This is a genomic window from Anabaena lutea FACHB-196 (genome assembly GCF_014698305.1).
Lineage (GTDB): Bacteria > Cyanobacteriota > Cyanobacteriia > Cyanobacteriales > Nostocaceae > Anabaena > Anabaena lutea.
Map to the genome: position 1 here is coordinate 1 of NZ_JACJST010000011.1, position 13,909 is coordinate 13,909.

Below are 13,909 nucleotides of genomic sequence, written 5' to 3' on the forward strand. Positions count from 1 at the left end.
AGTAATATTATTTATTTGTTATGTGTAAAATCATTTTTTTGTACGGTAAAGATTTTTTAGTGATGCCTGTTTTTAACTTGGCGATCGCACTTTTTTTGCCCTACCTCACAAAATCGCGTTGCTCCCCAAAGTATGTTACTTTCTGCTTTGGGACAATTACGTGACATCCCTGGCTGGATATGTTGGATAGCTGGGGGAGTACAACGCTCCCATGAGGCTGAATATTTAGAAGAACTAAAGATACAAGTACAGGAACTTGGTATTGCCGACCGTGTGCTATTTTTAGGACAACGATCTGATGTACCGAGCTTGTTAGCTGCTGCTGATATTCACTGTCAACCTAATACGGGAGCAGAACCTTTTGGTATTGCTTTTATAGAAGCCCTTTATGCAGGTTTACCAGTTGTGACGACAGCTATAGGCGGGGCTATGGAAATTATCGATGATTCCTGTGGGCGTTTGGTTGCAGCCAATGATATTGATGCTTTGAGTCAAACTTTAGAAATACTGATTTCTAATCCGGGTGAAAGAGCATCTTTAGCATCTGGGAGTAAAGCACGGGCTGAGTATCTTTGCAATCCGCAACAGCAATTAAATCGACTTTATAGTCTGCTTTCTCAAGTTATCGAAAAAGAGGCTGTAGCATGATTTCATCGGATGAGGGAAAGCAAATAGCATCAATGAATGTGGAAAACCGGGCATTACAAAGTCTCGGCGGTAGTAGTGATCCTGTGTACCAAATGGTAGCCAGAACACTGAATAAATTACATCCTGACGGTGGTGTATTTGTAGATGTTGGTTGTGGTAGCGGTAGACTCTGGTCATTTGTGAGCGATGCCTACGGCAATAAACTACGCATTAACCGCTATATTGGTGTAGATGTTGTCCGCTATCCTAACTTCCCAGCAGAAATAGAATTTATTCCCTTTGATTTGGATATTGGTAAAGCACCTTTACCAGATGGATTTGCTGATGTAATCTGTGCTGTGGAAACTATTGAACATTTAGAAAATCCACGGGCTTTTGTGCGAGAACTCGTTAGATTAGCCAAACCAGGAGGATTGGTAATTGTCACTACACCGAATCAGTTAAGCTTGTTGAGCAAATTGACTCTAATTCTTAAAAATCAGTTTAACGCATTTCAAGAAGCACCAGGTCTTTATCCAGCACATATCACAGCTTTATTAGAAATTGACTTAATAAGAATTTTTACGGAGTGTGGTCTAACCAAGATTCAAATAGATTACACTAATTCTGGTCGTTTGCCTTTTACACCGTGGCACTGGCCAAAACGTCTAGGTTTTGGCGGTCGGGCGTTTAGTGACAATATTCTTTGTGTGGGGAAAAAATTGTAGATATAACTATCAACTATGGAACGATGAAAATTAATGAGGTAGCGCATGAATTGGGAATACAGTACTAAAACTAAACTACTGAAAATTTTTCTAGTTATTTTTTCAAGACCATCTTTTTTTAATTTCTTCTATGGAATAAATAAAATTTGTTTGAACGCTATGAATCGAACGGCAGCTTCTCAATTATCCCCTAATTTTACCGGGGAAAAAAAAGCCTTTAAATTTGCATTTGAGAAGCTAAAAAATCATGATAAATTGGTTATATTTGATGGTGGCGGAAGTTATGGGGATTATTCAAACATGATTAAGGAGATATGTTACTCTGCAAATAATAACTTTGATTTGTATATTTTTGAACCATCTTCAGTCTGTTTTTCTTATTTGTCAGAAAAAAATAAAAATTTAGAAAATATTAAACTTTACAAACTAGCTCTTTCAGAAGAGAACAGTTGCTGCCGATTGTATTCACCTTGGGAAGGATCATCTGGAGCCAGTCTTGCTGAACTTAAATATTTGAAAATGGTGATTAAAAATTCAAGTGATTCACTTCCTTCGGAAACTGTAAATACTACTAAATTAGATGATTTTTGTGACGATAATAATATCAATAAAATTGATTTTTTAAAGCTGGATATTGAAGGATTTGAATTGTCAGCACTTAAAGGTGCATACCAAATGATTATGAACGGAAAGATTAAATTTATTCAAATAGAGATAGGTTCCGCTTCACTTACAACTAAATCCATGTTATTTGATTTTTGGGAGATGTTCAATAACTTGTATTATTTTTATCTTATTTTAAATCAGGGTTTGATAGAAATAAAAGAGTATAAAGCCGATTTAGAATCCTTTTATGGGGCTTCTAATTTTCTTCTTCAGTTAAAAAAATAATTTTTGCAATATGATTGAGAACACTGAAAAATTTGATCTGCACTTGGAGTTAAATAAAGGATAAATTATGTTAAATCCATCATATCTATGGTGGCTAAGTTCCCAGGCTTATCAAAAAAAGCTGTATTTTGTAGCCCGGATATTGAAAGCAATCAATTTTTTAGTTTTCCATGCTATTTTACCTCCAGAAACAGAGATTGAAAAAGATATTAAACTTCAACATTATGGATTAGGAACTGTCGTTCACTGTAATGTTAAAATTGGAAATCGTGTGCAAATATATCACCATGTCACCCTAGCAGCACAAGTTCCCATTGCTTCTGAACATAAGATTTTTATTGGTGATGATGTAATTATCTGTGCTGGGGCAGTTATAGTTGGACGTGGCAACCAAAGTTTAAGCATTGGTAGTGGTGCAATAATTGGTGCTAATGCTGTAGTCACCAAAGATGTACTACCAGGTCAAACCGTAGTCGGGGTTCCTGCCAGACCAATCCAAAAAGCAGTGTCTACAACTAGTGCAGGCGATAAATCTGTTAATAATTGATAGCGATACCCCTAATTTTGGGGTTTTACGAATTGTAAAAAAGTTGGTTAAGTAGACTCAGTGATTACAAAAACAAGTCAGGAATTACCACATCCTTATATCTGGGCAAAACTAAACTGGACATGGGCGCACACCTTCATCTTGTTACAGTTTTCCCTGCAAATATTACTCTTATTTCCGGCAATCGGGGTTTTCCGAGTACCAATGCGGATTGCTTCCTTTGCCCTTGGTTTATTTTTATTAGTGTGGCTACCTACAGCAGAAAAACAGAAACATCCAGCAACTGAGCCAGCAATTATAGTCCTAGCAATCATGCTGCTACAGTTCTGCCTCAATCCTTATATTAATTCGGTAACAGCAGGATTAGCACAAGGAGCGATGTATCTTGCTATTCTCAGTCCTCTTTTTTGGGTCAGAGGATTAAAAATTACACCCAAGGCTTTTGAAAGCTTAATGTTTTTGATGTGGGGAATTAATACATTGAGTGCCATTGTTGGGGTGTTACAGGTATACTATCCAGGTAAATTTCAGTTAGCTCTTTCTACTGCGATTCAAAATAGCGCCTTTGGTGGAGAGGACTTATTAATCACCTTAGCTAATGGCTCACAAGTATATAGACCAATGGGCTTAACTGACGTACCGGGAGGTGCAGCCAATTCTGGTTTATATGCTCTTTTATTCGGGGTTGTATTTGCACTCAAAAATAAAAACCCGATTTTAAGAATTGCTGGCATTAGTAGTGCTGCCATTGGTTTATTTTGTATCTATCTAACTCAAATTCGTTCTATTTTGGTATTGGCTGCTATTTCTATGGTTGTTTTGGCAGTAGTCTTAATCAGGACAGGTCAAGTTGCCCGTGCCACAGCTATGGTATCAGGTGTGACAGCTTTGTTTGCCGGGACATTTTTTTGGGCAATAGCCATTGGGGGACAATCAACACTACAACGCATAAATAGCTTGTTTGCTGGTTCTCCTCAAGAAATTTACCAACAAAACAGAGGGGGGTTTTTGCAGAATACTATTGAGAATTTATTGCCTAAATATCCTTTGGGAGCAGGTTTAGGGCGTTGGGGGATGATAAATGGCTATTTTGGTGATAATGCCGACTTGATATCTCAACCAATTTGGGTAGAAATCCAGTGGACAGCATGGTTGCTAGATGGGGGAGTGCCACTAATATTTGCTTACGTTTTTACCATTTATTGGGCTTGTCAGACAGCATGGAATATTGCTATCAATCGCAAATTGGGAGATTTTGCACTGTGGGGAGGATTAATATTTGCATACGATATTGGGGTGGTGGCGCTGACTTTCAATTACCCTATTTTTATGAGTCAGGGCGGTATGGAGTTCTGGTTACTGAATACAGCACTGTTTGTAGCTGCTAATCATATTTTGGATCAAAAACCTTTAGAAGATGTCTGATAGCTTGCGTGGCGTAGCCATCAACTTTTTCGTGTCGTATACAACACTTGTATATCCCCCTAAATGCACGCCAGTTCGCACAACGGGGGGAACCCCCACAAGCGACTGGCTCCCCTTAAAAAGGAGGACTTTGATTACTTTATTCCCCCCTTATCAAGGGGGATCTCGATAAAATCTGATACTTATCAGATACCCTCTTAGATGTGCAGTAATGAAATCTTATTTGCTAGTAACAGGTGATTTTGTCAAAACTGGTGGCATGGACAGAGCCAATTTTGCTTTAGCTGACTACTTAGCAAAGCAAGGTGAACAAGTACATTTAGTAGCTCATCGGGTAGCTAGTGAGTTGTTAGCTTATCCTAATGTTAAATTTCATCGAGTACCAAAGCTAGGGAATTCTTATCTACTCAGCAGTCCTTTACTAAATAGAATGGGAGGCATTTTAGCACAGCGATTAGCTGCCAATGGTGGTAGAGTTTTGGTTAATGGTGGTAATTGTCAATGGCCAGATGTGAACTGGGTGCATTATGTTCACGCAGCTTACCAACCTGATCATAAAGCTAGGTTATTGCGTCAGTTGAAGGGTTCAGTTTCACGTCAGATGTTTTTAGATGCCGAAAAAAAAGCATTAAACTCTGCGCGGGTAATTATTGTGAATTCAGACCATACTAAACAAGATTTGATCGAGAAATTGGCGATTCCTGAGCAAAAACTGCACACAGTATACTATGGCATAGATCCACAAGTCTTTTATCCAGCGACACCAGAAGAAAGAATAGCATTACGTCAGCAGCTAGGATGGGCAGAAGATAAGGCAATTGTAGTATTTATTGGTGCTTTAAGCGATCGCCGTAAAGGATTTGATACTCTGTTTGCAGCTTGGCAACAGTTATGTAAATCCCCTGATTGGGATGCCGATTTGGTAGTGATTGGAGTTGGTGCAGAACTACCACTATGGCAGCGTAGCGCTGATATTGCTGGTATTTCCAACATTCATTTTTTGGGGTTTCGTGCTGATGTGCCGAAATTGTTGCAAGCTGCTGATTGTTTAGTTGCTCCAACACGTTATGAAGCTTATGGTTTAGGGGTGCATGAAGCTTTATGTTGTGGAATACCTGCTATAGTCAGTGCTAATGCTGGAGTTGCAGAACGTTATCCGCTGGAGTTACAAGACTTGTTACTTCCTAATCCTGAAGATGCAGTTGATTTGGCAAGACTGCTGCTCAAATGGCAATCGCATCAAAATCATTATAGTCAGTTAGCCTTTTCTTTTTCTCAGGAATTAAGAAATTATACTTGGGACAATATGGCACAGGAAATGTTACATTTTTTTGATTCTTGCCAGCAGGACTGAGAGGATGTTTTAAAAGGTATAAACTGAATTTGTAGACAGTTTCAAATTATAACTACGCATAATTTTTTACAGCTAGACCTAGTTGTTGGGGATCTTCTGACTCCAAGATGTAGATACTATAATTAGGCAGATAATCAATGGCTGCACGACGAACGTTAGGCTCTACAAAATCATGAAATAACACCACAGACCCGGGCTGAAGATAAGGTGTAACAACCTTTAATTCTTCACTAACTCCCTCGTAGTCATGGCGGCTGTCTTGAAAAAATAAATCTGGGGCTACCTGCTTCAAGACTTCAGGCATTGTTTCTACAGATGGTTTTCCTCGATAAAGTTCGATGCGCGATCGCAAACTGTTAGGGATGTATTTTCCGGCATGAGGATAAATATCAAATGTGTGGACTTTACCCGTGGCATCAGCATCTTCGAGGGCAGCAGCTAAATATGCTGTAGAGTATCCCCAATAAGTGCCAGTCTCAAAAACTTGGTTAGCCTGACTAGCTCGACAGATAGAATATAAAGCATGACCTGTATCAGGATGCACGGTATTTGAACGGGCAAAAGCAGCATCGAAACGGCGAATTAACTGAGGTGGAAGAAACTTGTAAAGACTTTTTTCTTTTTGGCGTATTGAATCAACAACATCCATACCATTGGGATAACCAGAAACATCTGCAATGTGCCAATGCTCTTTAATAAATTCCTCAAGACTAATAGTTTTCATTTTCAAACTCCTGGTAAGTAATATTAATTTTTTTTGGAAGCATCATCAATAGCCTGTTGATAAGCCTTAGCAATCTTCTCCGCTGCTCTCTTCCAAGAGTATACTTGTACTTTTTGCCTAGCAGCTTCCCCAAGAGAGCGGGCTAGAGTTTCATTGCTAACTAAATGATCCAAAGATTGGGTAAGAGATTCAACATCACCAACTGGAACTGTAAGACCATTAATACCATTCTCAATAAAATCAGCCATGCCACAGATATTAGTTGTCACAATGGCTAATCCCATAGCAGCAGCTTCAAACATTGTCAAAGGCTGACCTTCAAAATAGGAAGGCAATACTAATATTGAATGCTGACGGTAAATATCAATTAGTTCTTCATTACTTGATATTTTTGGGATTACCTGGATTTGGGAACGGATATCTTGAGCAAAATATGCGACAACAGTATCAGCATCAAAACCACAACCAGCAATAGTAAACTGAAGCGATGGGTGACGTTGCATAACCTGGCTTATAGCTGGAACTAAATCCAATGTACCTTTTCGCAACACCCAACTTCCCAAAAACAAGATCCCTGAGCGAGATAGACTTGCTTGTGCTAAAACTTCACCTGCGAGCAAAAACTGTGATTCAACACCATTATCAGCTTGAGTAATCCTATTTTTATCCACACCAATTCGTTGTAGATAAGCAGTATCCTCTGAATTTAAACAAATCACATGGTCACAATGCCGCACCCCATACATTGCCTGTAAAACCGTAATCCGCAAGAAACGAAGGGGAAGGGAAACCGGGAGATATTTCTGCCGTCTATAAGCTAGTTCAGCTAATTGGTTACGTTTTTCCAAACCATGTGAAAATAAGACTACAGGTGGTAGATTCTGATTAATTTTACGATTGAAACAGTAAGCAGCCGCTAGAGGCTCGTGAATCTCGACAACATCATACTGTTTGCCTTTCTGAGCTAGGCTGTAAATTAGTCCCGGTATTTGTAGTGGCACAGTAAATCGCCTCGGAACAACAGATCCACTTACCTGCCAGTATTCGCTAAATATATAGTCAACTTGATGACCCATTGCTATTAGCGCATCCCCAGTGCCGTACATTGCACGAGACATACCACCTGTTCGATTATTAGAAGCAGTACTTATCCGTAAAATTCGCATTTATGATACTAGTAAAGGCTAAATTTTAGTTGCTACTGACAGAGAATATGCAGCTATTCCCTGGTAGTTTTGTTAGCTATTCTTTTAGATTCCAGACAGAGCAGGTAAGTTTCACTTGTGATTTGGGCGATATGCTGCCAGGAAAATTGTTGGGACTGCTGTTTAGCCCACAAACGAGCAACTTTAAGTTTTTCTTCATCATGTAATAAATTTATCACTTTGTCACTCATGCCTTTGATATCTCCTCTAGGTACTAAGTACTCAGGTGGTAGCATCATCGGTGGACCAGGAGCATCATAAGCAATCACGGGAATAGAAGCAGCAAGCATTTCTAAAACTCCAAATCCAAAGCCTTCCAGATATGAAGGAAAAATTCCTACGGAGCAAGTAGCAAGTAGCTTGGGTAGTTCCTCTGGGTGAAAGTTAGATATAACTTCAATTTTGTTCCTCAATCTCTGATCAAAATGTCCCAAAACTTCTTTTTCGGTCTTGTAGCGTCCACCCATCAGCCGAAATTTTACATTGGGAATTGCTTCTGAAATATACTGCACAATTTTAGGAAAATCATTAGCACCTTTGCGGGGGTCGAATGTGCCGACAAAAGCTACAGTAGGTTGAACAGGAGACAAGCTGGAAACATTATCGAACAAAAGCCTTCTACTTTGACTAATACCATAAGGAATTACAGATATTTTATTAGCTGGTATTCCTCGTCTGACTAATTCTGTTTTATCATCATCATTACTCACATTAACGAGATCAGCTTCTCGAATGGTCAGTGTGGCATCCCTAATCCAGCCCTGAACCTGAGCTTTTCTTGTGGCTCCATTGATGAGGTTAGCAATCTTTCCCCGCAAATTATTGGGGATGGGAATAGGAATAGTTTCCAAATGTTGTACTAATAGAACTGATCTGGCAACAAATAGAGTTGAATTAATAAATTCATCTCTTGAATAAGGAAGATAAACATGATCGTATTCTATAACATCATACTCTGAAGCATATTGATGCAAATAATTTTTCAATTTTTCAGCATACATATGCTGATATTTGAGTCCGCTATAGTTGAGTATATCAGGACAGATATCTGTTGGACTTAATAACTTACATATCCAGCCTAATTCTTGCAGTTCTTCTATCAATTCTATTAAGACTTTTGACATTCCTAATTCTTTAGAAGGCACGATTGGGCTGCAAAAAAGTATTTTCATTAACTGCCTCCTAATAATTTTTGTTTGTCTGACTAATTTTTATTAGCGAATCCTCCAGACGAGCTAACACTACTTCACTTCTCCAACTTTTAGCTTTACTAATTGCATTTTTAGATAAATACTGCCAAGTTTGACGATTAGTATAAGTGCGAGCGATCGCATCCGCAAAAGCTTTGGCAGTCAGTTTTTTAACCAGTAATCCATCAACGTCATTTTCAATAATTTCTGCTGGTCCACCTGAATCATGGCAAATACAGGGTGTGCCTACAGACATAGCTTCAACTATACTACGACCATAAGGTTCACCCAGAGAAGTTGAGATCAGCAAATCTGCGGAATACAGATAGTTATAAACTTCACTATTAGGAACTTTCCCTTGCAGGTATATACAATCCTCCAATTTCTCTGAAGCGCAATAAGCTTCTATATTTGAACGCTCCGAACCATCTCCTAAAAGTGTTGCTTTCACATTAATTCCATAGTCACGCAGAAGCTTGACTGCTTGACAAAATATTAAAGGATTTTTATTGGCAACAAGGTTGGCAACAAATAAGAGGTGAAAAGGTTTGGATTGATTAGGAACTTCCCTAATTGAAGAGAAATCGTAAATAGGAGGATCTACAATCACAGGCAAACACAATACCTTAGCTTGGGGAAACTGATTTTGCATAGATTCAGCCTGCTTACTCGTCGCACAAATGATCAGAGAAGCAGCCTGTAATGTCTGATGCCATCCTTTCTGGGCTAAAGGACTAACAAATTTTTCTATACCAATGCCAAATCTTGGTTTAGCCCTCATTGCCTCATTTTCTGGCCAGCCATAAAATAGAGGTCCAACTACCAAAGGTTTGCCCCGGGTTTTGGGTAATGTCGGACAACCTGTTCCATAAGGGTGCATTCGCCACACAATATCAATATCATATTTATGGCTTAAATCCTGCAACCAATTATCGGCTTTCCAGGAATGTTCCCAAGAAGCAAGAGAGTCAAAGGGGACACGATGTCTGCCACCCACTTTTACTTGTAAATTAGGATATTCTTCAGAAATAGCAGCATATCTGGTGTAAGCAAAAATATCATGGTTGCGTCTGGTTAATCCGTTCAGTAAAGAGAAGCAAATTAGACCATCGCCGTGAGATTCGCAGTCAGTCAGGTACTCTGAAGCTGAATGGACAAATATTGATAACGATTGATTAAAGATATTTGAGTCCATTTTTCAGCTTTTTTGATGATAGGGAGATGCTAATAAACTTTGAATTAGGGGCAAGGCGCTTGGCTGAACAAAAGCTATATCTTTATCTAAATCGGGATGAAGAAATTCACCGAACTGATAAGCAAACAAACCTTCATTTCTAACGTAAATATATTTGTTCACCAGTATGCCAACATAAACTGCTTATCGGTCTAAATTTTGGATAAAGGTGTCCAAGCCAAACAAATATTTTTTCTAAAATAGGAGACTGTGAGCATACCCAGCCTAACGGTTGAAGAAGTCTCATAACTTTTATCTTACTTTCATCTTATTAATTGCTGTTTAATTTTCTATCTTTGAGGTTGGCAATTTCATAATAATTGAAGGTCCACATTTAGCTACTATTTCATATCCATATTTACCTAAATAATTAATAATTTCCAAATTTTCAATTTCTTTTAGAGAAATATCATGTTTTTCAAAAATTATAATTTTTGGTTTGTATATTTCCCAATTATTAGACCTAAGAATTGCTTCATCCATACCTTCTATATCAATACTCATTAAATCAATATTAGTTCCTTTTGGTAAGTATACATCTAACAGTTCCTCTAGGGTACTTGTTGTCAAAGTCTTTTTCTCAACTAATTTTACTCCCATAGATAAAGCCTTGTCAGCCATCTCTTGATCGAATGTATTATATGCAGCCTGTTCAAATATATAAAACTCCACGTTTTCTACTTTTTTTTCTGGATGTAACAAAAGCTCTAAATTTATATCTCTTGGTCGTAAAACTTGGAATATATCCATGATACCGGGAGCGCCATCAATATTAATTCCTTGCCAGCCTTTGCAATAGAAGTGATGAGTATTAGAATAATAAACTGGATGGTGAGCGCCAATGTCTATATAAAATCCTTTCTGAATATCATTAGTTAGAAATCTCACAACCATGTCTTCACCAAATTGAGAATGAGACTGGTAAAAGCTTGGATATACGTTAGCTTTAAGTCTAGCCCAAATAGTAAACTTCAGTTTAATAAGCCATTTCTCTAAAATATTCATATATTTAGGCTAGTATTCTTTAAACCCTTGTAAGTCATGTATGAATTTAATATAACCCCTGGAATCAAAGGAACCATTCCGAATATAATTGCTCCTTTAAGTGTAGACACATTTACCAATAAAACTGCAACAATCTGTGCCATAAGTGTTCCAGGTATCTGTAACCAGACAAGATCAAGCCATGCTTTGGAAGCATTGAGAGACCACATAGTATTAACAACAAAAAACAATCCTGAACTAACTATGACTAAAATTAATTCTGACTGTAAATGTGCGTATTTCGAGCCTATGATCCATAGAAATTGACTAGGAAAAAGTGCGGCTAAACCTACTAAAGCTCCTGAAAATATACACATGGTGCAGAGAATTTGGCAATAGCGACGGAATAGAAGCTTTGGAGACTGACAACGAGCAAAGCTTGGTAGTATAATCCCATTCATAACTGAGCCTATAATGGAAAAAATAACCGCCAAACGCCCTAATGCTCCAATTTCAGCAACAGTTTGTACATTGCCAAAGATACTCAGTAACCATACGGTAATTTGTCCTTGGAAACAGTAAAATATTGTATTAGGTGCTGATTTTTGAATAATTTTGGTAATTTCTGCCCTATCTTCTTGATTCAAGGGGGCTTTCCTGTCAATATTATCAATTACTAAATTTCCTAACAGCAACCTCTGTATTCCTAGTGCAATTGAGGAGGCAGATGTGACTAAAGCTGTGTTGAAAACTGTTAGATAAGAAACCCCCAATAAGGCTATTCTAGAAATATTCAACGCTAAATCCAGTTTCTGAATTCGACTGACTTGTGAATGGAGACGGGGTACAATATTCAACACACCAATAGTCAATTGAAAATAAAGTCCCACCAGTACCGCAATTGTAATTAAAATTGCGTATAACAGGGAAGCTCCATTTCTGAATAGCATCCAGATAGAAATTGGTGTCACAACTGTAATGGAAATAGCAGCTAGATAATAGCGAAGATGTAAAGCTGTATTGATTAATTGTCCAAAGCGATACCTATCTTGCCATACCTTACCACCAATCGCTGAAAGTCCAATACTGATACCCATGTCAGCCAAAACACTCATAGTCCCTTGCATTGTAGTAGCAATGGTATAGTAGGCATATTCTCGCTGTTCTAAAGTACGAACTATGAATAGACCACTAGCGAGGGTTAAAGCTTGAACTATAATTTGCACAGAGACAAATTTGCCCAGTAATTTAGTCCAATGAACAAAATTTGCAGGTAGAGACATCTACTCACTCGTCTCTTTTTATTAGTAGACAGTCAATTTTCATTTAGATAAATCCACAATTTTCACTTAGTATTACTCTAACTCAGGTTAAAGTACTTGCTTATACTTGTCAATCCGTTAATTTTACTATTTTTATTTAACGGTTTGCATAAGTCTCTATAGAAAATATGTATGCAACAATCAAACTAATCCTGTCTACTAAAAGTTTCAAATTGATTAAGCAGGTTTCCAAGTACCATGAAAGCTGTGGGGAATAACGCTGGGTAAACCTAGTTTACAAACAGGTTCATCGTTCAAGTGTTGGCTCTCAAATACCCAAACCTCGCTATTATTTGTATTACCATCGTAAACTACTGTTAAAATCCAACTTTGCTCAGGGTTTTGATTGTCTTGTGCTGGGAGAGGTTCACAAGGATAGCGATTTTCACCCAAGTCTGCTTCCGACAGAGTTCCAGTTTGATGATCAAAACGAGCAATACCGTTTAATATTTCTCCTTCAATATCTGTTCCTTCCCGAAAAATAGACATATAGCTATAGCGAGAGAACTTACCCACATTTTGTGGTGGAACATTAGGAAATTCACAAGTTCTATTTAATAGAGTTTCAATTCCCGTTACTTTCGCTGTTTGCGGATTAAGTTGTACCCGCGTCAACGTGGTTTTAGCAATTGTTTGAGTTTCTCCAGATGCAACCTCTTTTAAAAATTGATTAGTTTGAAAATCTGCATAACGGGAAAAATCTACAATCACCGTACCGCTATCATCAACATAACCATTTCCAAAATGCCATTGAAACCAAGGTTCTGTAATTCCTTCACTCACTAAAGATAAAGTTTCTCTGTCAATTACTAAAATCTTAGTTCCTTTTTGTGGTAGCCATTGCAGCGAATCACTGTAACTACTAATTCCCAACAAAACAGGCCAAACATTTAAATGTACCGCCGGCGCAAAAAATATTAAATATTGTCCCGCTAACACAAAATCATGTATAACTGGAAAACCTGCTAATGTCAACTTCGCAGTTTTCAGAATCTTGCCCGTCAAGTCACTTTTGTAGAGACTTAATATCGCATTTGCTCCCGGACTCACACCAAAATTAAAAATTTCTCCTGTTGCATAATCAACTTTAGGATGGGCAGAATAAGGTTGTTTTTTCTCTAAACCATCTAAATTATCTAATCCTTGAGTTTCTAAAGTTTGCAAATCTAACGCATAAGGATTATCACCTTCCCACAATGCCAGCAGTTTATCAGGTAATGCCAAAACCGAAGTATTTGCAGCGTGCTTAACAGGTTTTTGCCATTGATTCCAAATGGGACCCGGTGCAGTCATGCCATAATTACCATACAGCAATTTACCCGCCGCAGTTTCTTCTTGATAACCAGCAGTCTGCACGTACCGATAAACCCCAGTCGCACCAGCATCAGTAAAATGGACGGCTAAAATAGCACCATCTCCATCAAACCAATGTCCTACTGACACACCACCCCGTTCTAGTCTTGCTGCACCATTGCGGTAGAGTGTACCCCGCAAACCATCAGGGATTTTACCCGCGAGAACAGGTAATTGCGTGGGAGGAAATTCAGTTGCAGGTTGAGATATGGCTTTTGCCCAAGTTTTTTTTGTTGACTTTTTATTGATTGTTTGCATAGAAATTTTTGGTTTATAGAGTTTTTCTAATCAATAGGAATCACTAATGATAGTTATATCACTTAAG

14 protein-coding genes are annotated in these 13,909 nt (G+C 38.1%); 6 read left to right on the plus strand and 8 right to left on the minus strand.

The annotated features are described in order from the left end of the window. Positions 1-132: 132 nt before the first annotated feature. The 6 genes from H6G59_RS13155 to H6G59_RS13180 all read left to right on the plus strand — a co-directional run bounded on the left by H6G59_RS13155 (position 133) and on the right by H6G59_RS13180 (position 5,572). Positions 133-648, plus strand: coding sequence for a glycosyltransferase (locus H6G59_RS13155; protein ID WP_242038867.1), 516 nt, complete (start codon positions 133-135; stop codon positions 646-648). After that, entirely contained in the window at positions 645-1,355 is a 711-nt protein-coding gene (locus H6G59_RS13160) for a class I SAM-dependent methyltransferase (protein WP_190715046.1), read from the plus strand. The genes H6G59_RS13155 and H6G59_RS13160 overlap by 4 nt, the downstream gene beginning before the upstream one ends. A gap of 45 nt (positions 1,356-1,400) precedes the next feature. Then, a complete protein-coding gene (locus H6G59_RS13165) occupies positions 1,401-2,246 on the plus strand; it encodes an FkbM family methyltransferase (protein WP_190715048.1) in 846 nt (281 codons plus the stop codon). A 67-nt stretch (positions 2,247-2,313) separates the two neighbouring features. Further along, on the plus strand, positions 2,314-2,793 hold the full coding sequence (locus H6G59_RS13170) for a serine O-acetyltransferase (protein WP_190715050.1): 480 nt from the start codon (positions 2,314-2,316) through the stop codon (positions 2,791-2,793). A 60-nt stretch (positions 2,794-2,853) separates the two neighbouring features. Next, entirely contained in the window at positions 2,854-4,218 is a 1,365-nt protein-coding gene (locus H6G59_RS13175; RefSeq protein WP_339327963.1) for a hypothetical protein, read from the plus strand. A 211-nt stretch (positions 4,219-4,429) separates the two neighbouring features. Next, a complete protein-coding gene (locus H6G59_RS13180) occupies positions 4,430-5,572 on the plus strand; it encodes a glycosyltransferase family 4 protein (protein WP_190715052.1) in 1,143 nt (380 codons plus the stop codon). A 52-nt stretch (positions 5,573-5,624) separates the two neighbouring features. Here H6G59_RS13180 and H6G59_RS13185 read toward each other — a convergent pair whose 3' ends face one another. From H6G59_RS13185 to H6G59_RS13220, 8 genes are all read right to left on the minus strand, one after another. Further along, positions 5,625-6,296, minus strand: a complete 672-nt coding sequence (locus H6G59_RS13185; RefSeq protein WP_190715055.1) for a class I SAM-dependent methyltransferase — start codon at positions 6,294-6,296, stop codon at positions 5,625-5,627. Positions 6,297-6,319: 23 nt separating this feature from the next. Further along, complete coding sequence (locus tag H6G59_RS13190) at positions 6,320-7,414, minus strand: glycosyltransferase family 4 protein (RefSeq protein ID WP_190715057.1); 1,095 nt, start codon at positions 7,412-7,414, stop codon at positions 6,320-6,322. Between the two features lie 101 nt (positions 7,415-7,515). Further along, on the minus strand, positions 7,516-8,646 hold the full coding sequence (locus tag H6G59_RS13195) for a glycosyltransferase (RefSeq protein WP_190715059.1): 1,131 nt from the start codon (positions 8,644-8,646) through the stop codon (positions 7,516-7,518). 37 nt (positions 8,647-8,683) lie between these two features. Further along, the gene (locus H6G59_RS13200) at positions 8,684-9,886 is read right to left on the minus strand and encodes a glycosyltransferase family 4 protein (RefSeq protein WP_190715060.1); all 1,203 of its coding nucleotides are present in this window, start codon (positions 9,884-9,886) and stop codon (positions 8,684-8,686) included. A 3-nt stretch (positions 9,887-9,889) separates the two neighbouring features. After that, on the minus strand, positions 9,890-10,048 hold the full coding sequence (locus H6G59_RS13205) for a hypothetical protein (protein WP_190715062.1): 159 nt from the start codon (positions 10,046-10,048) through the stop codon (positions 9,890-9,892). A 159-nt stretch (positions 10,049-10,207) separates the two neighbouring features. After that, positions 10,208-10,930 (minus strand): FkbM family methyltransferase, encoded by a 723-nt coding sequence (locus H6G59_RS13210; RefSeq protein ID WP_190715064.1) that lies wholly within the window; start codon positions 10,928-10,930, stop codon positions 10,208-10,210. After that, complete coding sequence (locus H6G59_RS13215; protein WP_190715066.1) at positions 10,927-12,192, minus strand: MATE family efflux transporter; 1,266 nt, start codon at positions 12,190-12,192, stop codon at positions 10,927-10,929. The genes H6G59_RS13210 and H6G59_RS13215 overlap by 4 nt, the downstream gene beginning before the upstream one ends. Before the next feature lie 216 nt (positions 12,193-12,408). Then, complete coding sequence (locus H6G59_RS13220) at positions 12,409-13,842, minus strand: carotenoid oxygenase family protein (protein WP_190715068.1); 1,434 nt, start codon at positions 13,840-13,842, stop codon at positions 12,409-12,411. Positions 13,843-13,909 lie beyond the last annotated feature (67 nt).